This window comes from Pseudomonas sp. 2hn (assembly GCF_019646095.1).
GTDB classification, from domain to species: Bacteria; Pseudomonadota; Gammaproteobacteria; order Pseudomonadales; family Pseudomonadaceae; genus Aquipseudomonas; species Aquipseudomonas peradeniyensis.
On sequence record NZ_CP081016.1, the window covers coordinates 4,327,348 to 4,348,540 of the forward strand.

Consider the following 21,193-nt stretch of genomic DNA (forward strand, 5'->3'; position numbering starts at 1 on the left):
TCAGCCGCATGGCGGCAATACCGCGCCCGTTGAAGAGAGAGACCGTCGCTCACCGCACTTCGGGTTTCCCGGCATCGAATCGAAGTGCGAGCAGCACCAGGGGCACATAGGCCAACAGCACCCCGACCAAACCGTCGAGCCCCAGGCAAGCCACGGCCCATGCGATCGGCATCAACCATACCGCGTTGATAACCAGTACCGAGAGCGTGATCGGCAGATGCCGGCCGAAACGACGACTGGCGTACTGGTAGGCATGAGTACGGTGCGCTTCGTAAACCTTCTGTCCACGCAATAGACGCCTGATCAGCGTCAGCGTCGCGTCCACGATGAACACTCCCAGGATGATGAGCCAGGCCCAGAACAGGCGACTATCGACCCATGCTGCCTGCAGCGACAGCGCTCCCAGCGTGATACCCAGGAAACCGCTCCCGGCATCACCCATGAAGATCCGCGCTGGAGGAAAGTTCCAGTACAGGAATCCGGCAACAGCCAAGCCCAGCGCCAGTGCAGGCCAGACCAACTGCACATGGCCTGCCGCTACATAGATAATACACATGACAAGCGTCGCACTACAGGCTTCCACGCTTGCGAGTCCATCGATGCCATCCATGAAGTTGTAGAGGTTGAGCATCCATACAAGGTACAGCGCGGCGAATACGATACCGGCCCACCCCAGGTCCAGCTCCATGCCCAACAGGCTGACCGGAGGAAAACCATTCAACCAGTAGAGCGCCCAAAGAGCAGCGATGAAGTGACCGAGCAGCCGCCAACGGGCCGCGATATGTCCATGATCATCCATGAACCCGATGATCGCCACCAATGCCCCACTGCCTAGCAAGGCTATGCCTGCATCGAAGCCAAGCAGCCCTAGCATCATGGCAACGGGTAGCGCCAGCAGGAAACTGACGACGATCGCGACACCTCCGCCACGCGGTGTGGGTTGGGTGTGCGAGCTCCGGGCGTTAGGTACGTCGATCAAACTGTGCGAAAGCGCATAACGGCGCAGCAGCCCAGTGACAATCAGGGAGACGCCTGCAATCAACGGTAGGGTAAATAGCCAAACATCCATTAGAAACACCTGGTCGATACAATGATCACTTCGCAAATCTCAATCACGCTGATAGTCCTGCCCGGTGGCAACCAACGCCTGGCGTGCCGATGTCCGCGGCACCCACCCCAGACTGCGGGCCTTGCGGTTGTCGATTTCCAGCGATCCGCACAACTGGGTGCGCAGCGATGCCTTGCCAACCAAAGACAACAGGCCGCCAAGCAGCGCTTCGGGCACAGGCAGGTTCACGACTCGTCGCTGCATCCCCTCGCCAAGCCAAGCAGCAATGTCACGCGTGCTCACTGCCTCGTCATCGGCGACCAGGAAACACTCGTTTGCCGCATCGGGCCGCTCGGTAGAGAGCAGAATGAAATCCACGAGGCTGGCCAGCGACACCATGTTTCGCCGATTGCGTACAAGGCCGAACGGCAGAGGCATACCGCTTGCCACCAGTTTCAGCAAGCGCTGGAAATTCCCTGGGGCGTGAGCGGCATAAACCAGCGGTGGACGAACAATCACATAGTCGGTGGCAGAGCCCGCCAGGCAGTCCGCCAGTTCCTGTTCCGCTTCCAACTTGGAGATTGCATACGGCGCGTGAGGCCGAACATCACTGCGTTCATCGAAAGGTCGGCCTTCAGTATGTGAGCCATTGACCCCGATGGAGCTCAGGAACACGAATCGCCTGACACCCGCGTCACGCGCATATTGCGCAAGCCGAACCGTGGCGTCACGGTTGACCCGGCGAAACTCAGCCAACGGGTCGGCCGCCGAATCGTTGAGCAAATGAGCACGACCAGCCAGGTGAACCACACAATCAACCCCAGCCAGCGCCTTCCTGAGAGCAGGCTCGTCGTCCAGATCACCCCGCACCACCTCCACGCCAGGAAGAGTCCAATCAGAACGCACCAAGGCAATGACCTGGTCTGCCCGATCGAGCAACGCACGGCATACCGCCTGACCGATGAAACCGCTTGCTCCGGTCACCAGAACTTTCATGAACACTCCTTTTCAAGGATTTCATCCAACCAGCCTTCAAGCCGATAGCGCTGATAGATCGCTGCATCCACATCCGTATAGGCGGCTTCGAGGAAACCTGCGGGCACGATCGGGGCGTTTCGATCGATGACACATATGTTGTCTTCGTTGAAAAAATCGTAAGCCCGCACACTGGCATTGGTGGTGATCAGTTTCTTGCGCGCACCGAGTGTTTCCAACGTACGCATGGTCAGCCCCGTCTGCTGGGGATGCTCAATGTCAAGGACAGCCGTGGAACCGAAGAATACCGATTGCACATCGGCCTTTGTCAGCGGATCGAAGCGGAACGACGACTTTTCAGCAGACCTGAAGCCAGGATTGATCAGTCGGTAAAGCCAGAAAACCCAAGGCGCCTGCAGGTAGAGATACCAGTAGCGACGAACTGATGGCGCCAGCCCCGCTGACACCTTCGAGACGATGGAATAGCGATCGGTATGCGCCGTGCCGATAAAGCTGATGTCCCATTGCTTTTCGGCCACGCGAGGGTTCTCGAAGCCGCTGGAGAAGAACAACGGCCGGAAGTGAATGCCATGGTCGAGCGCATCCTGACGGTCAAACGTGAACGCATGATCGAAATAACGCAAGTTGGCGACTACATCCTTGCGATTGCCGAACGAATCCCACATGTAGAGGAAGAAACGGGCGTTCGGAAATTGTTCCCGCCATTGCTCCAGAACATGACTGGACAGGGTCTGCCCATTGACCACGAATACATAATCGTAATCCGCGTTCACGTCTGTGTGGCGTTGGTAATAACGCTGCGCGGCTCCGATAACCCACTGCCGACGCCAACGTGTCAACGCTTTGAGAAACGCCGACGCAAAAGGACGGTCGAGCAGAAAATCAACCTTGGCCCCCCGCCGCTCCAATTCGCTGCGGATGTCTTGCTCGTACCCGAAGAACTGCGGTGCCACCAGCAGGACTTTCTTGTCTGACAGAGATAATTTCACGCCTGCTCATCCCGCTGCTTCAAGATCTTTGCCGGAATTCCTCCGGCTACCGCGTTGTCCGGTACCGACATGAGCAAGACTGCATTGGCGGCCACCGTTACTCCATCACCCAGGCGAATCCCCCCCAGAACCTTGGCCCCCGCACCCAGCATCACATCATTGCCGATGACGGGTCGATGAGCTTCGTCGTAGGTAAAGTCCAGGTCCCGGGCGCCAACGGTCACACCCTGATAAATAACGGCATTGCTGCCGATACTCACCGCGCCAATCACGGTGCCTTGGGTGTGCGGGAAAAACAGTCCAGGGCCGATCCGGCACGACACCGCGATCTCGATACCGAAGACCATGAAATTCAACAGCGAGAACACCTTGGCCAATGGCGACAGGTGGACACGCTGGCAGGCGTGAGCCAGCCGATACAGCAAGACAGGCGCGAACCTTGGGGACAGCATGCCCAGGCTCAACCGAAGCCGCGATACATTGGGTTCGGCGCCAAACAGGGCGCGGTGTCTTCTTGCATCGGCCAACAGAAGTGAGGCCAATCCGATATCATCCAATTTCACGGTGCGCCTCAGTTCATGAGCTTGCGTTCACGAAGTTCCCGATTGGCTTTCTCCAGTTGATCTTCGGGAAGCGGCTGACTGCTGACCCACTTGGCAAAGCGCTGCAGGCCTTCCTTGAGGGATACTTTGGGAGTGAGACCAAGCAGCGTGCGCAGGCGCTCGATGTCGGCATAGTTATGGCGAATATCGCCGACGCGGAACTGCCCGGTCACCGCGACATTCGGCGTTTTACCGAAAGCGCGAGACAGCTCTGAAGCGACTTCCTTCACCGATGTGGCCAAGCCACTGCCCACGTTGATCGCGGTATCAGGCGCCTTCTCGACCGTCACCGAAGCCAGCAGCGCGTCGGTAACATCATCCACATGAACAAAATCGCGGCTCTCTTCACCGTCTTCGAACAGAGGCAACTGTGTATCGCGACGGATCTTGGTAGAGAAGATGGACAGAATGCCGGTGTAAGGATTGTTCAGGGATTGACGCTCGCCATAGACGTTCTGCAGGCGCAGAATCGCGTAGCCCAGGCCCATGGCCTGACAACCGATACGCACCAGGTCTTCCTGGGCGTACTTGGTTGCCGCGTAGATGGAGGCTGGCGAAATCAGATCGTCCTCACGCGTGGCGACCAACTGCAATGCCGCTCCGGTCTCGCTGCACACCGGATCCCAACGCTGTTCGCGCAACTGCTCCGCGCTCCGTGCACCTGGATACGCGCGCGCACCAGTGGTCGGGTGAAGATAGGCGCCTTCACCATAGATCGAACGACTCGAGGACAGGACGACGCGTTTGACCTGGTGCTCGCCAAGCTTGCCGAGTACATCAAACATGAGCGCCGTGCCCTGGCTGTTGACCTCGTTGTAGCGAGCGATCTCGTACATTGACTGCCCAGTTCCGGTCTCCGCAGCCAGGTGCACGATCGCATCGATACCTTGCAGGGCACGCTGCCAATCCTCGCGAACAGTGACGTCACCGCGAATGAATTCGATGCCCGGCCCTTGCAACCACTCAAGGTCACGCGGGACCGTACCGTGAATCTGCGCCGAGAGAGAGTCCAGCACCCGAACACGATGGCCACATGCCACTAATTTCGGAATGAGATGGGACCCGATGAAACCTGCACCACCAGTGACCAGAACGTGTTGCGACATGTATATCTCCTGAAACTCAGTACGTCCGCGGACTATCAGCGCGCTCGGCCAGTTGCTTCGCCGCTGGCGTTATTAGTAGGCGCTTGAGTCGACAAGCGCTAAAGAAAAGGATTGCCAGAACGAACTGGAAAAGTACCGGCAAAATAAAAAACATATCATAAAAAATGGAGAATATTAAGATCTGGAATGCCACGGCGTAGGCAAAGACCCCCCATGGACGCCTCTTTCGCGCTACCGCATAGGCCAAGCAGCAACAGAACTGCACGAAGGCCGCGAGAAAGAACGCACCGACCGCACCGAAGTCGGAAATATAGCCTGAATAAAAGGTTGCCGCATTCAGGTTGTTATCAACAAAGACAAACAGGTCATTACGCCCATCAAAGCCGAGCCAAAGTTTGATAGCGCTAGGCAGCAGATTATACAGCGAATACCCAAAACCGTAGGCAGGCTGCACGGTTTCAATATTGAAAAACATGTTACTCATACCCGAGGTCATGTAAACATAGAACCACAGGAAACCGCTGGGCAGCGCAGAAAAGAAGTCGACGTAGGGCGGCTCAACCAAGTAGAAAAACGGATTCACCACTTGACGCAAATCCCCGACATAACCAAAAAGGAAAACAGCGGCGAGTGCACTCAATAGCAAAACAAAGATAACTTTAAGGTTTAGCCTGCGCATCAGGAAGAATACCGCGGTGATCTGCACGACGACACTGAGCAGAATACCCCGCCCGAGCATCAGTACAGGCCAGCACGCCAGCAACAGCAGCATGAAGATAATCACTCGACGTGGCCGCACGAAATACAGGTAGGCCAGCGCCGTCACCAACTGCAGGTACATGGCATTCATGATCCCGTGGAACGAAGGAATGCCGAAATCCGTGTACAGTCGGCCATCGCCGACCCAGTTCCAGTACAGCGGAAAACCCCGTTGCACGTAAATCTCGAAACAGGTGCCTAAAAACCAGAGAACGAACAGGATCTTCGCGTAGGTCTTTGCAGCCTGCCGATAGTCCAATGCTTGAGTGGGGCTGATGCGAGGAATCGGACGACCTGCCACCATCAGCAAATAGAACAGGCCCATGCTCAGCATATTGAGCAGCACCAGACTCAGGCCCAGCACATTGAATGGCACAAGATTGGAGGTAGCGCCCAAGGAATAGAGCAATAACACTCCACCCCAAACCGATCCGAAGATGACGACAGGATTACCCATGTTCTCAGCCCGCCATCCGCTTGAGCACATATTTCAAGCGCTTGGTCGCCGCTCCCATGAGCCATCGACCATCCGGCACGTAACGGTTGAAGCAGGCTGCCGCAACCCCTACGTTCTGCGCATCGAAAATTGCCTTGACCCTGTCAGGATAGCGCTCAGCGTAATCGCGAATGATCGGCGCTGTGCTGTCAGTGGATGCATCATCGGCCACAACGATGTTAACGTGCGGAAGAAGCGAATGAAGAGCCGCAGCGATATATTTTTCTACTTTACAAACCGGCATCATGACACTGATCATTGCCATTACGCGGGGTACTCCTTAGCTAGTATGACGCCGTTTGCCGGTTTACATCTTTTTAATGTAACGAGCAGCCACAAAGGCGCAGAAGAAAGAATAAATCGTATAGCTCACCACCAGCAGCAGCCAATACTCTTGAATGATCGGGGCAAGCGCCCCGATCATTGCGCAAAGCGCTCAAACGAATGCGTTCACCGCTCGCACAACTGCCTGGACCTCATCCTCACTCATGACAGGACTGATCGGAAGGCTGAGCACTTCCCGGTGAATGGCCTCGGTCAACGGCAGGGACAAGTTTCCAAACGCGCTATACGCTTGCTGTTTGTGCGGCGGGATCGGGTAGTGAATCAATGTCTGCACACCACTGTCGTGCAGGTGACGCTGGAGTTCCTCGCGGCGCTCGCAACGGACCACGAACAAGTGCCAGACATGCTGCTCCGGGGCATTCAGATGAGGCAAGCGTACGCCTGGGTTGTCTATGCCCTCCAGGTAGGCCGTGGCCACCTTGCGCCGCGCCACGATCTCCCGATCCAGATGTACGAGCTTGACGGAAAGCATGGCCGCCTGGATCTCGTCCAGGCGGCTATTGACGCCTTGGAACTCGTTCTCGTACTTGCGATAACTACCGTAGTTACCCAGACCACGCACCATCTTCGCCAACGCCTCATCATGAGTCGCCAACGCACCTGCGTCGCCCAGGGCGCCTAGATTCTTCCCCGGGTAGAAGCTGAAGCCGGCCGCATGACCCCAGCTTCCTGCCCGCCGACCATCGATACTTGCACCGTGCGACTGCGCAGCATCTTCCAACACGAGCAGGTCGTGTTGATCGGCCAGGGCCATGATGCCCTTCATGTCAGCCATCTGACCGTACAAATGCACGGCGACAACCGCCCGAGTCTTGTCGGTCAGCGCCGCCTGTACGCCCTCGGCGCTCAGATTGAACGTTTGAGGATCTGGCTCCACCAGCACTGGCTTGAGCCGGTTCTCGGTGATTGCGAGGACGCTTGCGATGTAGGTATTGGCCGGGACGATGACCTCGTCACCCTCTTCGAGCCTACCCATTTCCTTCCAGGCGCGAAGCGTGAGCGTCAGCGCATCGAGGCCATTGGCGACACCGACACAGTGTTCCACCCCACAATATTCAGCGAAGCTTCGTTCAAAGTTCGCCAGTTCCTGTCCACCGATGAACCAGCCCGAATCGATCACCCGGGCGCAGGCTTCACGCAACTGCTCGGCATACACGCTATTGAGCTTTTTCAAATCAAGGAAGCTGATCACTTTAGGTCGACCTCGTAGAAATCCAGAACCATGCCACGGGCGCCAAAATTTTCTTTCTGATTGATCAGACCGGAATTGAGGACCTTACCGCCCATTTCAGTGGAAATGCCAAAACTGAAAAATTTTTCTCCCCGTGCTGCGCTGTCCTGGATGCACTTTTCGATCAGTGCATCCAGAGCGCCCGCTTCCTTGCCCTCGTCGTTGGTCGCAAGGTATTGGGTGTGGGTCACTCGTCCAAAGCGGAACAACAATGCCGCAGCAATCATGCGCCCCTCATGGAGCACAGACTTCAGTACTATATTTTCGGGGAATCGCTCATGCAGCAGTCGCAACTCGGCCACGCTGTGGACAGGCTCGGCGCCATGGCGCTCAAGGGCCTCGCTGAGCAGATCATGGAATGCCTGCCAGTCGTCAGAGTCCGAGCTCTCCAGGCCGAACTTGGCCGCACGCGCGATCAGCCACTTGCGCCCCTTGGACAGCTTGGGCCGGTTCTCCAGGTGGATGACGCTCGACAGGTCTCGGCGCACCAGCTGCGCCCCCTGCTGGGTGAGCGCAAACAGATCTTCCTGTGCGCCTTGATCGGCGAAGATGTGCGGGATGGATTTATAGAGCAACTTCGTGCATCCATCTTCCCTCAGGCGGTCCAGCAATACCTGGAACGAAGTGATGACGGTGTCGGCACGCACCTTGGCGTTATACAACATGCCACCAAAGGTCAAACCACCATGACTGACTACTTCTCCATCACGGCGCGACGCGGGGAACACCGCAACCAGTTTATCCTCGTCATAGAACATGAACGAGGCATCCTGGAAACGGTCTGCATGATATTCCATGAAGTCACGCTTGAAGAAGAACAGCGGGGTCCGCGATGACGCGACCCACTCATCCCAAGCCTGTCGATACTCACTGCTGTAGGCAACACACTTCATGACTGCAGCAACTCCACTACACCGAAGCCTTCAGCGTCCATGTTATTGCCGTTACAGAAGCAATAGATGTGATCTTTCACAGTGGACCGTCGTGGGTAGCACAGAATGGCTTGATCATCGCGCCCGAGTTTCTTCCAATTCATGAGACGTCCTAAAACTTGACTTTGAGCGCGCTTTTCTTGGGAAGCTCTTGGGCGGGAGCTCCGTAGTAGATGCGCTCCGGGGTCTGTAGATGCTTATTCACCAGCGAGCCGGAAGCGATCACGCAATCAGAGGCGATTTCAATACGATCATTGATGGTCGCATTGACCCCGATAAAAGTGGAACTTCCAACACGGCAATAACCCGACACCACCACATGGGATGACAAGAAGCAATGATCTTCGATAACACTACGGTGACCGATATGATTACCACTCCAGAGAATTACGTTATTGCCAATTTCAACGAACGGCTGAACAGTGTTGTGCTCGAAAATAAAGCAGTTCTCACCGATCTTGGCATTACGCCACACAAATGCACGGGAGCTGATATAAGTGGCACAGGTATAGCCCAACTCTTTTACCACATGGTAAAGCCTGGTTCTCAGGCGATTGAGCCCGCTGGCAGGGATCGCCACGAACGCCTCGTGCTCCGCTGGCGGAAAGTGCGTGACGACCTCCTCGAGCGCGATGATAGGCAAATCATACAGGGTGCTTTCATCGAGATATTCACGCTCGACGGCAAAGCCGACAACCTCGTAGGTTGAATCATAGGTGAAGTACTCGTAGGCAATCATCGCCAACTCACCTGCACCCACAATCACTAATTTCTTATTCTTTTCCACGCTGCACCTCTTTGAGGAAGGTTGGATAATCACGAATATAATCAGACTCGTCGTAGCAACCACTGGCCAGGACCATCAAGACGCAATCATCACTGAAATCATGCATCTCGCGCCAGATTAGATTCTTGATCAACAGTCCCTTGTTTGGAGCGTCCAACCAGACATCACGTCGTGTGACACCATCATCCAGGCTCATGCGACACTTTCCGGACACGCAAATGGCCATCTGCTGGAGGTCCCGATGGGCGTGAAAACCTCGACTGACATCCGGCTGGGTCTTGAAGATGTAGTAAACGCGCTTCACATCGAATGGTACGTTACCCGCCCCCTCCAACGAGACCAGACTCCCGCGCTCATCCCCTATGACCCTGAAATCGTGCTCGGAGATCCCCGATTGGGCATCCGGTACGTCAACCCCTTCGAAATCTCGCAGAGACGGCAGTTCCTGGTCCTTGGCACTGACTATCAGCCCGCCCGCCTGGGGCCATTGAATCGCCAGGTCGGCGTCGTCCCATGCCAAGCCACCCTCACTTGCCTTGTGGTAGACATCGGTGGTCTTGTAGAGGAAATGGGTATCGTCCTCCAAGGCGATGAAACCGTGGGCAAAGCCTTCAGGAATCCACAGCATCTTGCGGTTGTCTGCACTCAGCTCGACGCCCACCCACTGACCATAGGTCGGTGAATCTTTGCGAACATCCACCGCAACATCCCACGCAGCCCCCCGCACAACCCGCACCAACTTGCCCTGGGCATGAGGGGGACGCTGGAAATGCAACCCCCGCACGACCCCCTTCTTCGAGACGGAGTGGTTGTCCTGAATGAAGGCACGAGGAACCGGCAAGCCCATCCCGCGCAATGCCTTGTGAAAGAGAGGTTCGTTGAAGCTCTCCATGAACCAGCCACGGTCATCATCGAAAACTGTCGGCTCGATCACCACTACTTCTGGAATGCTGGTTTGCGTAAATCTCAAGACGTTTTCACTCCATCTCTTTCAATCGCGGTGGGCCACGCTCGAACCCGATGCATTACCAAATAAGTAACTGCACCGTCCCTGTTCGACGGCGAGCAATGCTTGAATATGGGAAGGCCATTATAGGTCGCGCGCCCTGCGAAGCCTACACTCATAGCGCAGGCCACGCAGCGAGCGCCCATCAGGTCAATCACGCAACAGAGCTGCCCCTGATGTGGCCTGAACCAAAGGCGCAGCAGGCGCGCGCAGCAAGCCGGATTGTCCAACGCGCGAGGCCTGCATCATGAAGAACCGTACCAAGGCCACCAACAGCCCGATGACGACTCCGAAGATCACCCCCATCGTAATGATCGCGAAACGATTCGGCTTGACTGGCTCGTCCGAAACGAACGCGGGCCTGTCGACCTTGGCGATCACACCGATTTCAATGGATTTTTCCAGCGCCTGAAGGCGCGCCAACTCGCGACGGGATGCCTCGGCATCAGCAATGAACAGATCTGCATCAACACGCTCTGCAATGGCTTGAGCTTCACGGTTGGAGCTCAGCATGGCGAGCTCCTTTACAATTTGTGCAATGCGCGGCTCGGTGAAATCATCCGACTTGCGAGACGCCAGCGCATTGCGCTCCGCCTGCAGCGCCTCGACACCCATGAAGTAAAGCGGGTTCTGATTGTAGTTCAGCTCGGCACGAATAACGTTGCCGCTACCCGACAATTGCGCCAGGGAGGACGGCGTGACCAACTTCTGGATCCCGAGACTACGAGCGATCCCTTCTGCCTCGGCCAGCAAGGCAATACGATCCTGACGAGCAATTTTCAATTGCTGACGCAACGCTTTGAGTTCGTCATTCAGCTGAGCCCTGCGAATATCATCATTTTCACGAAGCTGCGCGATACGCGAAGCCTTGGAGACCTGGTAGGCGGCCCTCGCCGTGCCCAGCGCCAACTCGGCCTCCTTTACCCGCTCTGCGATGATCGACTTGATTTCACGATTGATCGCTGCAGCTTCGCGATCTAGAACGTAATTGACATAACCATTGAGATAATCAGCACCTGCTACCCCGTTCGCGTAATCGAACGCCACCACTACCTGAGGGCGAGGCGACTTGGCCACATCACTGACGGTAACATCCAAAGCCTTGTCGTACTTGAGAAACATCTTGTCGATATCTTGGTTATCCGCACTGGAGGGGTGGCTAGCGACCCACTCCTTGAAATAACCCGAACGCGCTTCGTATGAGTCCAGGGCCGAGGCAATACGACTCAAAGCGGAAGAGGGAGTCAAGTCGTACAGCCCGGAACGACCTAATGCTTCAAGCTGGGCAATTGAAACAGGCTGAAGCACGGTTGTAGCACGGAAGACGGGCTGTACGAGCATCGCATATGCCAATGCCAGTCCGGCAATGGCGACCGCAACAAAGGCCACCAGAATCCGTTGCCCCCACAGCGCCCGGATAATCTGGGCCGTGCCCACCCCATCCGCCAAAGGAGAGGGAGTGTAATGCTCCATGTTACTCACGCTGAACCTGCCTTGGATTAAAGTATTGAATGGCACGCACCAGAAAGGTGCGCGCAAAGTGCGCTCGGCGACTTCCGCTTGAAAAAGCGTTGTACTCTAGCACCAACCAAGGCCATTGCAAGATCAATTATGACTTGACAGACACCCCTCCCTTGGTGAGTCGAGCAAAGACCCGCAGCAAGGCAACAATCATCCCCACCAGCAACCCACCGATGAGAGACAACACAATAATCAGCGCCTTACGCGGTTTGAGCGGCGTGACAGGCTCTTCTACAAGACCATCGAGTCGATAGATCTGAAACGCAGATGGATCGACCTCCAATCCCTGATAGAACGCCATACCAGCCTGCATCTGGCGTAGTTTGGGCACGAAGGGATCATCAGACTTACGACTGCGCAGATTTTCCAACTCCGCTCTGAGTGCCGTCACTCCACGGAGATAGGACAGCGTGCCTGTCATTCCCGACGATACCTCGGCAGAAAGACCCGTACCGATCATGGGCGGCTTCTGCAGACCAACGCTTTCGGCCACTTTCAACGCTTCACCCAGCCGTGCAATTTCATCCTCCCGTTCCTTGCGGGCATTCTCACGCCCCTCCGAGATACTACGGGCGAGCGAGGCCGCCATCGCCGCAGCCCCTGAACGCACATCCTCAAGAATCTCTTTCTTGGCCTGTTTCTGCGCCTGCGCCAGATAATCCGTTAGCCACTGCACCGCCTTTTGCGGCTCATCAGCCTGCACAGTCATCAACAACCGACCCGCGTCCTGCCTGTCAACGACAAACACGAACTGCCGGACAAACTGCGCATAAAGCTCTTCGCGACCCTCTTGGCGCTCTTGCTCAGCAAGACGCGGCAGATACCCATGAACGAAAAAATCTCGACGTAACTGCTCGGACTGGAGAGTGCCAAGAAAAGCATCGTAGACGTTTTTGGCCGTCAGCCTGGGCACCAAGTCACTGGCTCCACGCCCCTGATTCAACGCGGCAACGTCTGCGATGCTTGGCTTCTGAAGGTAGGCCTTAGCTTCGTAGACCGGGGCAGCCAACAATGCATAGGCAGCCCCCGCCAGCACAAACAATCCGGTGACGAGCAATACAAGCATTTTTTGCTCCCACACCCTCTCCACCAACACCCCGAAGTACAACCCGGCCTCACTACGAAGTTGATGCTCTTCTGCCATTATCATTTTCCTGAATAGCCATCGACCCACCCCTTCAGCACAAAGCTTAATCTTGCCCACACCCGCTCAAAATAATTCGAAACAGGCTCGTACAGAAGGATTCTAACAACTCACCTTGCTCAGTTAAGACTAAATCTCACTGAATAGTTCCTAAATTTCTGTAGGAACATTCTTCAACTGATAACGTGCAGGCATAAGCAGGCCAGTGGCCATCTACCCGATAGATAGCACAAGATTCAGGGGTAATCTGTAGAGGGAGCGGCGCCTTACGCAAGTCAACGGAGTTATAACGAATCCACAGCAGATCACGCTAAAACCAAAATGGGCCAGGATCGCTCAACGAACGCGAGCAGCCCTCTTCCTCTGTGTAGCCAAAGAATGAAGGGCGAATAGAACCATTCCCAGCAAAAGCCCAAGCACTACACCACTTAATGCGACCAACGCAACCGGAATACTCGCCATCGACCACCCTAGAATCGATATTGTTACTTGCTGTTGATTCTCAAGAACAAATGCAACAACACTCAATACCAAGAGCAACAATAGAAGCACTGAAAACAAACGCCTGAACTTAAGCATCCATTAGCCCTCACTTGGCATATCGTCTTCATTGACCCGATCACGCAGCTCCTTGCCGGGCTTGAAGTGCGGCACGTACTTGCCTTCGAGGCTGACCGACTGGCCAGTCTTGGGATTACGCCCTACCCGCGGTGCGCGGTAGTGCAGGGAAAAACTGCCAAAGCCACGGATCTCGATACGATCCCCTGTCGCCAGGCACTGCGACATCTGCTCGAGCATGGTCTTGATGGCCAGCTCGACGTCCTTGGACGAGAGCAGCCCCTGATGGGTGACAATACGTTCGATCAGCTCCGACTTCGTCATATTTTTCCCTTCGTTATCAAGCAGCTAGATCATTGCTTAATCAGTTTGTAGCACGCTCCGGCGGATTTGAACAGGGTGGTTCTTGACTAAACAAAAAAATTCAAGATAAGGCGCAGCGCGGGCGATCGCCACCCCACATGAGCGCGAGCGCACTGCGGCGCGACTATGCAGGCGAGCGGGAAAGCCTACCGCCCACACACCGCGCACGACCTCAGAAATAGCTAAAAACCCTGTAGGAACAAGCTGCATTGACCCAAACAAGCAAATCGCAGGCAAAAAAAGGGCGACCCGAGGGTCGCCCTTTTTACCGATCAAACAGAACTCAGTTCTGCTTGGCCATTGCTTCGCGCAGCAGCGCAGCCATGGTGGTGTCGGCAGCCGCTTCCGGAGCGTTTTTCAGGCTCTGGATGGCTTCGCGCTCTTCAGCGTCGTCCTTCGACTTGATGGACAGGCTGATGACGCGGGACTTGCGGTCGACGCTGATGATCTTGGCTTCGATCTCTTCGCCTTCCTTCAGCACGTTACGGGCGTCTTCAACGCGGTCACGGCTGATTTCGGAAGCTTTCAGAGTAGCTTCGATGTCGTCGGCCAGGGTCACGATAGCGCCCTTGGCGTCAACTTCCTTGACGATACCCTTGACGATAGCGCCCTTGTCGTTGACAGCAACGAAGTTGGAGAACGGATCGTCTTCCAGCTGCTTGATGCCCAGGGAGATGCGCTCGCGCTCTGGGTCAACCGACAGGATGACGGTTTCCAGCTCGTCGCCCTTCTTGAAGCGACGCACGGCTTCTTCGCCAGCTTCGTTCCAGGAGATGTCGGACAGGTGAACCAGACCGTCGATGCCGCCGTCCAGGCCGATGAAGATACCGAAGTCGGTGATCGACTTGATGGTACCGGTGATCTTGTCACCCTTGTTGAACTGGCCGGAGAAGTCTTCCCATGGGTTCGATTTGCACTGCTTGATACCCAGGGAGATACGACGACGCTCTTCGTCGATGTCCAGAACCATGACTTCCACTTCGTCGCCAACCTGAACGACTTTCGACGGGTGGATGTTCTTGTTGGTCCAGTCCATTTCGGAAACGTGCACCAGACCTTCAACGCCTTCTTCCAGCTCAGCGAAGCAGCCGTAGTCGGTCAGGTTGGTGACGCGAGCAGTCACGCGAGTGCTCTCTGGGTAACGGGCTTTGATAGCAACCCATGGGTCTTCACCCAGTTGCTTCAGACCCAGCGAAACGCGGTTGCGCTCGCGATCGTACTTCAGGACCTTGACGTCGATCTCGTCACCAACGTTGACGATTTCCGACGGGTGCTTGATACGCTTCCAGGCCATGTCGGTGATGTGCAGCAGACCATCGACGCCGCCCAGGTCAACGAACGCACCGTAGTCGGTGAGGTTCTTGACGATACCTTTGACCTGCTGGCCTTCCTGCAGCGATTCCAGCAGAGCTTCGCGCTCGGCGCTGTTTTCGGCTTCCAGGACGCTGCGACGGGAAACGACAACGTTGTTGCGCTTCTGGTCCAGCTTGATGACCTTGAATTCCAGCTCTTTGCCTTCGAGGTGGGTGGTGTCGCGCACTGGGCGGACATCAACCAGGGAGCCCGGCAGGAACGCACGGATGCCGTTAACGTCGACAGTGAAGCCGCCTTTAACCTTACCGTTGATAACGCCCTTGACCACTTCTTCAGCAGCGAAAGCAGCTTCCAGAACAATCCAGCACTCGGCGCGCTTGGCTTTCTCACGGGACAGCTTGGTTTCGCCGAAGCCGTCTTCGACCGCGTCCAGCGCAACGTGAACTTCGTCACCGACCTTGATGGTCAGTTCGCCAGTTTCGTTGTAGAACTGCTCGAGCGGGATGACACCCTCGGACTTCAGGCCAGCGTGTACGGTAACCCAGTCGCCGTCGATGTCGACAACGATACCGGTGATGATTGCACCCGGCTGAAGATTGAGGGTTTTCAGGCTTTCTTCAAAGAGTTCTGCAAAGCTTTCGCTCATTTTAATTCCTGTAGATTCGGGCGAAAAAGACGCCCATAGCCACATTCCAGACAATGTGGGTTTCGTTAAGTTAAGAAGCGCTGACAGGACGTTGACTGGTGCCCCTGCCCGCTCTCCTCTCCATCAGGCCAGGTCGCGCAGGGCGAGCTCGCTTCTGATGCGTTGCAGCACCTGTTCGATGGACAACTCCGTGGAATCCAGCTGAATGGCATCGGCCGCCGGCTTGAGCGGGGCCACTGCGCGCTGGGTGTCACGCTCATCGCGCGCACGGATCTCATCTAGCAGACTTGACAGACTAACATCTTCACCCTTGCCCTTCAACTGCAGGTAACGGCGACGGGCACGCTCCTCGGCGCTGGCGGTGAGGAACACCTTGAGCGGCGCGTCGGGGAACACCACGGTGCCCATGTCGCGACCGTCGGCGATCAAGCCTGGGGCTTCGCGGAAGGCGCGCTGGCGCTGCAGCAGCGCTTCGCGCACGGCCGGCAGCGAGGCGACCATCGAGGCGCCGGCGCCGACAGTCTCGGTACGGATGACGTGGCTGACATCCTCGCCCTCGAGAATGATCTGCTGCAGCTTGCCCGGCTCGGCGGCGATGAACTGCACATCCAGATGGGCAGCCAGGGCCTTGAGCAGCTCTTCATTGGTCAGGTCGACGCCATGGTTGCTGGCGTTGAACGCCAACAGGCGGTACAGGGCGCCGGAGTCGAGCAGGCGCCAGCCCAGCTCGCGGGCCAGCAGGCCCGCCACGGTACCCTTGCCCGAGCCGCTCGGCCCGTCGATGGTGATGACCGGTGCTTGCGAATTCACGACTTGCCCTCTTCGGCGACGCGGATGCCGACTTCCTTGCACAGCGCCAGGAAGTTGGGGAACGACGTGGCGACGTTGGCGCAGTCATGGATCACGATCGGCGCACTGGCGCGCAGCGAGGCGATGCTGAAGGCCATGGCGATGCGGTGGTCGCCGTGGCCGTGCACTTCGCCGCCGCCGATCTGGCCGCCGTCGATGATGATGCCGTCCGGGGTCGGCTCGCACTTCACGCCCAGGGCGATCAGGCCGTCGGCCATCACCTGGATGCGGTCCGACTCCTTGACCCGCAGCTCTTCGGCGCCACGCAACACGGTGCGCCCTTCGGCGCAGGCGGCGGCGACGAACAGTACCGGGAACTCGTCGATGGCCAGCGGCACCAGGTGCTCGGGGATGTCGATGCCCTTGAGCTTGGCGCCACGCACGCGCAGGTCAGCCACCGGTTCACCGCCGACTTCACGCTGGTTTTCCAGGGTGATGTCGCCGCCCATCAGGCGCAGGATGTCGATCACGCCGGTGCGGGTCGGGTTGATGCCGACGTGCTCCAGGACCAGCTCGGAACCTTCTGCGATGGACGCCGCCACCAGGAAGAACGCCGAGGAGGAAATGTCCGCCGGCACTTCGATGCGGGTAGCGGTGAGCTTGCCACCGGACTGCAGGGAGGCCACCGGACCGTTCGACTCGACCGCGTAGCCGAAGCCGCGCAGCATGCGCTCGGTGTGATCACGGGTCGGCGCAGGTTCGGTGACGGTGGTGGTGCCTTCGGCGTACAGGCCAGCCAGCAACAGGCAGGATTTGACCTGGGCACTGGCCATCGGCAGCGTGTAGTTCAGCGCCTTGAGCTTGTGGCCACCACGAATGGTCAGCGGCGGACGCCCTTCAGGGCCGGTCTCGACCACCGCGCCCATTTCGCGCAGCGGATTGGCCACGCGATTCATCGGGCGCTTGGACAGCGAGGCGTCGCCGGTCATGGTGGTGTCGAACGACTGCGCCGCCAGCAGGCCGGACAGCAGGCGCATCGAGGTACCGGAGTTGCCGACATACAGCGGCCCGGGTGGCGGCTTGAGACCGTGCAGGCCAACGCCATGGATGGTCACGCGGCCGTGGTGCGGGCCTTCGATGACCACGCCCATGTCACGGAAGGCCTGCAAGGTGGCCAGGGCGTCCTCGCCCTCGAGGAAACCTTCCACCTCGGTGGTGCCTTCGGCCAGCGAGCCGAGCATGATCGAGCGGTGGGAAATCGACTTGTCGCCAGGTACGCGGATCCGTCCGGACACGCGGCCACCCGGTTGGGCCAGGAAAATCAGATCGTTGGCGTTCATAGCGTCCACATAGGCCCGGCGGGCCAGGATTTTACTGAAATGCTCGCGGGCAACCCGGGCGCGGGTGAACACACCCAGCAGCTGGTGCCCGTCCCCAGCATCGACCGCGTCGCGCAAGGCGTCGAGGTCGCTGCGAAATGTATCGAGAGTGCGCAGGACCGCCTCGCGGTTGGCGAGGAAGATGTCGTGCCACATGATCGGGTCGCTGCCGGCGATTCTCGTGAAATCGCGAAAGCCCCCCGCAGCGTACCGGAAGATCTCCAGGTTTTCATTGCGCTTGGCCAGCGAATCGACCAGGCCGAAGGCCAGCAGGTGCGGCAGGTGGCTGGTGGCGGCCAGGACTTCGTCATGGCGCTCCACCGGCATGTGCTCGACATCGGCGTCCAGCGCGCGCCAGAGACGGTCGACCAGGGCCAGCGCCTGCGGGTCGGTTTCCGCCAGCGGCGTGAGGATCACCTTGTGGCGACGGAACAGCGCGGCATTGGAGGCTTCCACGCCGCTTTGCTCGGAGCCGGCGATCGGGTGCCCGGGCACGAAGCGCGGCAGGCGCTCGGCGAAGGCCTCGCGCGCTGCGCGCACCACGTTGCCCTTGGCACTGCCCACGTCGGTGATCACCGCGTCACCCAGGTCGAGCTGGGCGAGGCGGGCCAGGACTTTCTCCATGGCCAGGATCGGCACCGCCAGCTGGATGACATCGGCGCCGACACAGGCGGCGGCGAGATCTGCCTCGCAACGATCGACTACGCCCAACGCCACGGCCTGCTTGCGCGACTCGGCATCCAGGTCGACGCCAACCACTTCGCGGCACAGGCCGCTCTCACGCAGGCCCTTGGCGAAGGAGCCGCCGATCAGGCCGAGACCGACCACGACCAGGCGACCGACAATCGGTGCGGATTTGTTTGTTACAGCATCAACCACGAGTGCGAACCCTGTTCAGAAATCAAGACAGCCTGTAAGCCCATCGCGGGACAAGCCCGCTCCCACGAGGCCCGCGATGAACCTTGAAACATACGTCAGAGCACCGCCTTCGGATACGACCCCAGCACCTTCAGCGCCACAGCCTCCTGGCTGATCTGCTCCAGCACCGCCTTGATCAGCGGATCGCGGTGATGGCCGACGAAGTCGATGAAGAACACGTAGGTCCATTTGCCGCTGCGCGACGGACGGGTCTCGATGCGCGTCAGGTCGATGCCGTTCTCGTGGAACGGTACCAGCAGTTCATGCAGCGCGCCCGGCTTGTTGCTCATGGAGACGATGATCGAGGTCTTGTCGTCGCCAGTCGGCGGCACTTCCTGGCTGCCGATCATGAGGAAGCGCGTGGAGTTGTCCGGGCGGTCCTCGATCTTCTCGGCCAGGCGGGTCAGCCCGTACAGGTTGGCCGCCATGTCGCCGGCGATCGCCGCCGAATTCCACTCGCCCTTGACCCGCTTGGCCGCCTCGGCGTTGCTGGAGACAGCCACGCGCTCGACGTTCGGATAATGGGCGTCCAGCCACTTGCGGCACTGGGCCAGCGACTGGGCATGGGAGTAGATGCGGGTGATGCTGTCGGTCTTGGTGTTCTCGCCCACCAGCAGGTGGTGGTGGATACGCAGCTCCACCTCGCCGCAGATGACCATGTCGTGTTCGAGGAAGCTGTCCAGCGTATGGCTGACCGCGCCCTCGGTGGAGTTTTCCACCGGCACCACGCCGAAGTTGACGGCACCGGCCGCCACTTCGCGGAACACCTCGTCGATGGCCGCCATCGGACGACTGACCACGGCGTGACCGAAGTGCTTCATGGCCGCCGCCTGGGTGAAGGTGCCCTCTGGGCCGAGGTAGGCGACTTTCAGCGGCTCTTCCAGGGCCAGGCAGGAGGACATGATCTCGCGGAACAGCCGCGCCATCTCTTCGTTGTCCAGCGGCCCCTTGTTGCGCTCCATGACGCGCTTGAGCACCGCGGCTTCACGCTCGGGGCGATAGAACACCGGCGCCTCGCCTTCGGCCAGCGACGCAGTCTTGACCTTGGCCACTTCCTGGGCGCAACGGGCGCGCTCGCTGATCAGCTCGAGGATCTTCTCGTCGAGGCTGTCGATGCGCACGCGCAGGGCCTTGAGTTCCTGGTCGGACATCAGCCGTGCTCCTTCTCGAATTCAGCCATGTACTGCACCAGCGCCTCGACAGCCTCCAGGCCCAGGGCGTTGTAGATCGAGGCGCGCATGCCACCGACCGAACGGTGCCCCTTGAGGTTGAGCAGGCCACGGGCGTCGGCGCCGGCCAGGAAGGCCTTGTCCAGGCGCTCGTCGGCCAGGCGGAACGGCACGTTCATCCACGAACGGGCGTTGTGGCTGATCGGGTTGGTGTAGAACGCGCTGCTGTCGATGAAGCCGTACAGGCGGTCCTTCTTGGCGCGGTTGCGCTGCTCCATGGCCTCGACGCCACCCTGCTCCTTGAGCCATTCGAACACCAGGCCCGAGAGGTACCAGGAATAGGTGGCCGGGGTGTTGTACATCGAGCCGTTGTCGGCCGCGATCTTGTAGTCGAGCATGGTCGGGCAGCTGCTGCGGGCGTGGCCCAGCAGGTCTTCACGAACGATCACCACCACCAGGCCGCTGGGGCCGATGTTCTTCTGCGCGCCGGCGTAGATCATGCCGAACTGCGACACGTCGATCGGACGCGAGAGGATGTCGGAGGACATGTCGACCACCAGCGGCACGTCGCCGGTCTCGGGCACCCAGTCGAACTGCAGGCCACCAATGGTCTCGTTGGACGCATAGTGCACATAGGCTGCGTTCTTGGTCAGCTGCCACTCGTTCTGGCCCGGGATGGCCAGGTAGTCGTAAGGCTTGGCGCTGGCGGCGACATTGACGCTGCCGAAGCGACGCGCTTCCTCGATGGCCTTCTTCGACCAGATGCCGGTCTCGATGTAGTCGGCGGTGCCGTTCTCCGGCAGCAGGTTCAGCGGGATCTCGGCGAACTGCTGGCTGGCGCCGCCCTGCAGGAACAACACCTTGTAGTTGGAGGGGACGGACAGCAGGTCGCGCAGGTCCTGCTCGGCCTTTTCGGCAATGGCCACGTAGTCGTCGCTGCGATGGCTCATTTCCATCACCGACAGGCCCTTGCCGCGCCAGTCCAGCATTTCGGCCTGGGCACGCTGCAGGACAGCATCGGGAAGCGCGGCGGGGCCGGCGCAGAAGTTAAAGGCTCGTTTGCTCACATCCACTCTCGCTCTGCCAAATAGAACA

At 58.3% G+C, this 21,193-nt stretch carries 20 protein-coding genes and 1 pseudogene; all 21 read right to left on the reverse strand.

Features of this window, described 5'->3' with window-relative positions; translation table 11 throughout:
• Nucleotides 1–49 precede the first annotated feature (49 nt).
• The 21 genes and pseudogenes from K2O50_RS19580 to serC all read right to left on the reverse strand — a co-directional run bounded on the left by K2O50_RS19580 (nucleotide 50) and on the right by serC (nucleotide 21,165).
• Nucleotides 50–1,069 (reverse strand): glycosyltransferase family 4 protein, encoded by a 1,020-nt coding sequence (locus K2O50_RS19580; RefSeq protein ID WP_050704624.1) that lies wholly within the window; start codon nucleotides 1,067–1,069, stop codon nucleotides 50–52.
• Between the two features lie 39 nt (nucleotides 1,070–1,108).
• Nucleotides 1,109–2,044 (reverse strand): NAD-dependent epimerase/dehydratase family protein, encoded by a 936-nt coding sequence (locus tag K2O50_RS19585; protein ID WP_050704623.1) that lies wholly within the window; start codon nucleotides 2,042–2,044, stop codon nucleotides 1,109–1,111.
• Entirely contained in the window at nucleotides 2,041–3,033 is a 993-nt protein-coding gene (locus K2O50_RS19590) for a hypothetical protein (protein WP_050704622.1), read from the reverse strand. Before K2O50_RS19590 ends, K2O50_RS19585 begins: the two co-directional genes overlap by 4 nt.
• A complete protein-coding gene (locus tag K2O50_RS19595; RefSeq protein WP_218188888.1) occupies nucleotides 3,030–3,596 on the reverse strand; it encodes a serine O-acetyltransferase in 567 nt (188 codons plus the stop codon). The genes K2O50_RS19590 and K2O50_RS19595 overlap by 4 nt, the downstream gene beginning before the upstream one ends.
• A gap of 8 nt (nucleotides 3,597–3,604) precedes the next feature.
• A complete protein-coding gene (locus tag K2O50_RS19600; protein ID WP_050704621.1) occupies nucleotides 3,605–4,741 on the reverse strand; it encodes an NAD-dependent epimerase/dehydratase family protein in 1,137 nt (378 codons plus the stop codon).
• Between the two features lie 16 nt (nucleotides 4,742–4,757).
• Nucleotides 4,758–5,957, reverse strand: coding sequence for an O-antigen polymerase (locus K2O50_RS19605; protein WP_162232954.1), 1,200 nt, complete (start codon nucleotides 5,955–5,957; stop codon nucleotides 4,758–4,760).
• A 4-nt stretch (nucleotides 5,958–5,961) separates the two neighbouring features.
• On the reverse strand, nucleotides 5,962–6,261 hold the full coding sequence (locus K2O50_RS19610; RefSeq protein WP_050704619.1) for a glycosyltransferase: 300 nt from the start codon (nucleotides 6,259–6,261) through the stop codon (nucleotides 5,962–5,964).
• A 171-nt stretch (nucleotides 6,262–6,432) separates the two neighbouring features.
• Nucleotides 6,433–7,533, reverse strand: coding sequence for a DegT/DnrJ/EryC1/StrS aminotransferase family protein (locus tag K2O50_RS19615; protein ID WP_050704618.1), 1,101 nt, complete (start codon nucleotides 7,531–7,533; stop codon nucleotides 6,433–6,435).
• Nucleotides 7,530–8,465, reverse strand: a complete 936-nt coding sequence (locus K2O50_RS19620) for a GNAT family N-acetyltransferase (protein WP_050704617.1) — start codon at nucleotides 8,463–8,465, stop codon at nucleotides 7,530–7,532. The genes K2O50_RS19615 and K2O50_RS19620 overlap by 4 nt, the downstream gene beginning before the upstream one ends.
• Before the next feature lie 151 nt (nucleotides 8,466–8,616).
• On the reverse strand, nucleotides 8,617–9,291 hold the full coding sequence (locus K2O50_RS19625) for an acetyltransferase (RefSeq protein WP_052896356.1): 675 nt from the start codon (nucleotides 9,289–9,291) through the stop codon (nucleotides 8,617–8,619).
• On the reverse strand, nucleotides 9,278–9,625 hold the full coding sequence (locus tag K2O50_RS26965) for an FdtA/QdtA family cupin domain-containing protein (RefSeq protein WP_259470177.1): 348 nt from the start codon (nucleotides 9,623–9,625) through the stop codon (nucleotides 9,278–9,280). The genes K2O50_RS19625 and K2O50_RS26965 overlap by 14 nt, the downstream gene beginning before the upstream one ends.
• Before the next feature lie 96 nt (nucleotides 9,626–9,721).
• Nucleotides 9,722–10,261, reverse strand: a pseudogene (gene rfbC, locus K2O50_RS26970) (dTDP-4-dehydrorhamnose 3,5-epimerase); the annotation flags it as partial.
• A 186-nt stretch (nucleotides 10,262–10,447) separates the two neighbouring features.
• Entirely contained in the window at nucleotides 10,448–11,770 is a 1,323-nt protein-coding gene (locus K2O50_RS19635; RefSeq protein ID WP_082337671.1) for a Wzz/FepE/Etk N-terminal domain-containing protein, read from the reverse strand.
• A 136-nt stretch (nucleotides 11,771–11,906) separates the two neighbouring features.
• Nucleotides 11,907–12,962 (reverse strand): Wzz/FepE/Etk N-terminal domain-containing protein, encoded by a 1,056-nt coding sequence (locus K2O50_RS19640; RefSeq protein WP_050704613.1) that lies wholly within the window; start codon nucleotides 12,960–12,962, stop codon nucleotides 11,907–11,909.
• A 336-nt stretch (nucleotides 12,963–13,298) separates the two neighbouring features.
• A complete protein-coding gene (locus tag K2O50_RS26800) occupies nucleotides 13,299–13,541 on the reverse strand; it encodes a lipopolysaccharide assembly protein LapA domain-containing protein (protein WP_082337670.1) in 243 nt (80 codons plus the stop codon).
• 3 nt (nucleotides 13,542–13,544) lie between these two features.
• Entirely contained in the window at nucleotides 13,545–13,844 is a 300-nt protein-coding gene (gene ihfB, locus K2O50_RS19650; RefSeq protein WP_050704612.1) for an integration host factor subunit beta, read from the reverse strand.
• 322 nt (nucleotides 13,845–14,166) lie between these two features.
• Nucleotides 14,167–15,843 carry a 30S ribosomal protein S1 gene (rpsA, locus tag K2O50_RS19655; RefSeq protein ID WP_046856619.1) on the reverse strand — a complete coding sequence of 559 codons (1,677 nt, stop codon included), beginning with the start codon at nucleotides 15,841–15,843 and terminating at the stop codon, nucleotides 14,167–14,169.
• Nucleotides 15,844–15,966: 123 nt separating this feature from the next.
• Nucleotides 15,967–16,653: a (d)CMP kinase gene (gene cmk / locus K2O50_RS19660; RefSeq protein ID WP_028690823.1), complete on the reverse strand. Its 687-nt coding sequence runs from the start codon at nucleotides 16,651–16,653 to the stop codon at nucleotides 15,967–15,969.
• Entirely contained in the window at nucleotides 16,650–18,857 is a 2,208-nt protein-coding gene (locus K2O50_RS19665) for a bifunctional prephenate dehydrogenase/3-phosphoshikimate 1-carboxyvinyltransferase (RefSeq protein ID WP_050704665.1), read from the reverse strand. The genes cmk and K2O50_RS19665 overlap by 4 nt, the downstream gene beginning before the upstream one ends.
• A 128-nt stretch (nucleotides 18,858–18,985) precedes the next feature.
• Complete coding sequence (gene pheA, locus K2O50_RS19670) at nucleotides 18,986–20,080, reverse strand: prephenate dehydratase (RefSeq protein ID WP_028690825.1); 1,095 nt, start codon at nucleotides 20,078–20,080, stop codon at nucleotides 18,986–18,988.
• Nucleotides 20,080–21,165 (reverse strand): 3-phosphoserine/phosphohydroxythreonine transaminase, encoded by a 1,086-nt coding sequence (serC, locus tag K2O50_RS19675; protein WP_050704611.1) that lies wholly within the window; start codon nucleotides 21,163–21,165, stop codon nucleotides 20,080–20,082. The genes pheA and serC overlap by 1 nt, the downstream gene beginning before the upstream one ends.
• Between the last annotated feature and the right edge of the window lie 28 nt (nucleotides 21,166–21,193).

Excerpts from the sequence above, each read along its gene's own strand:
- K2O50_RS19640 (WP_050704613.1), bottom strand. The coding sequence starts at position 12,962 with ATGGCAGAAGAGCATCAACTTCGTAGTGAGGCCGGGTTGTACTTCGGG.
- K2O50_RS19580 (WP_050704624.1), bottom strand. The coding sequence starts at position 1,069 with ATGGATGTTTGGCTATTTACCCTACCGTTGATTGCAGGCGTCTCCCTG.
- K2O50_RS19605 (WP_162232954.1), bottom strand. The coding sequence starts at position 5,957 with ATGGGTAATCCTGTCGTCATCTTCGGATCGGTTTGGGGTGGAGTGTTA.
- K2O50_RS19600 (WP_050704621.1), bottom strand. The coding sequence starts at position 4,741 with ATGTCGCAACACGTTCTGGTCACTGGTGGTGCAGGTTTCATCGGGTCC.
- pheA (WP_028690825.1), bottom strand. The coding sequence starts at position 20,080 with ATGTCCGACCAGGAACTCAAGGCCCTGCGCGTGCGCATCGACAGCCTC.
- K2O50_RS19635 (WP_082337671.1), bottom strand. The coding sequence starts at position 11,770 with ATGGAGCATTACACTCCCTCTCCTTTGGCGGATGGGGTGGGCACGGCC.
- K2O50_RS19610 (WP_050704619.1), bottom strand. The coding sequence starts at position 6,261 with ATGGCAATGATCAGTGTCATGATGCCGGTTTGTAAAGTAGAAAAATAT.
- rpsA (WP_046856619.1), bottom strand. The coding sequence starts at position 15,843 with ATGAGCGAAAGCTTTGCAGAACTCTTTGAAGAAAGCCTGAAAACCCTC.
- ihfB (WP_050704612.1), bottom strand. The coding sequence starts at position 13,844 with ATGACGAAGTCGGAGCTGATCGAACGTATTGTCACCCATCAGGGGCTG.
- K2O50_RS19620 (WP_050704617.1), bottom strand. The coding sequence starts at position 8,465 with ATGAAGTGTGTTGCCTACAGCAGTGAGTATCGACAGGCTTGGGATGAG.
- K2O50_RS19585 (WP_050704623.1), bottom strand. The coding sequence starts at position 2,044 with ATGAAAGTTCTGGTGACCGGAGCAAGCGGTTTCATCGGTCAGGCGGTA.
- K2O50_RS26800 (WP_082337670.1), bottom strand. The coding sequence starts at position 13,541 with ATGCTTAAGTTCAGGCGTTTGTTTTCAGTGCTTCTATTGTTGCTCTTG.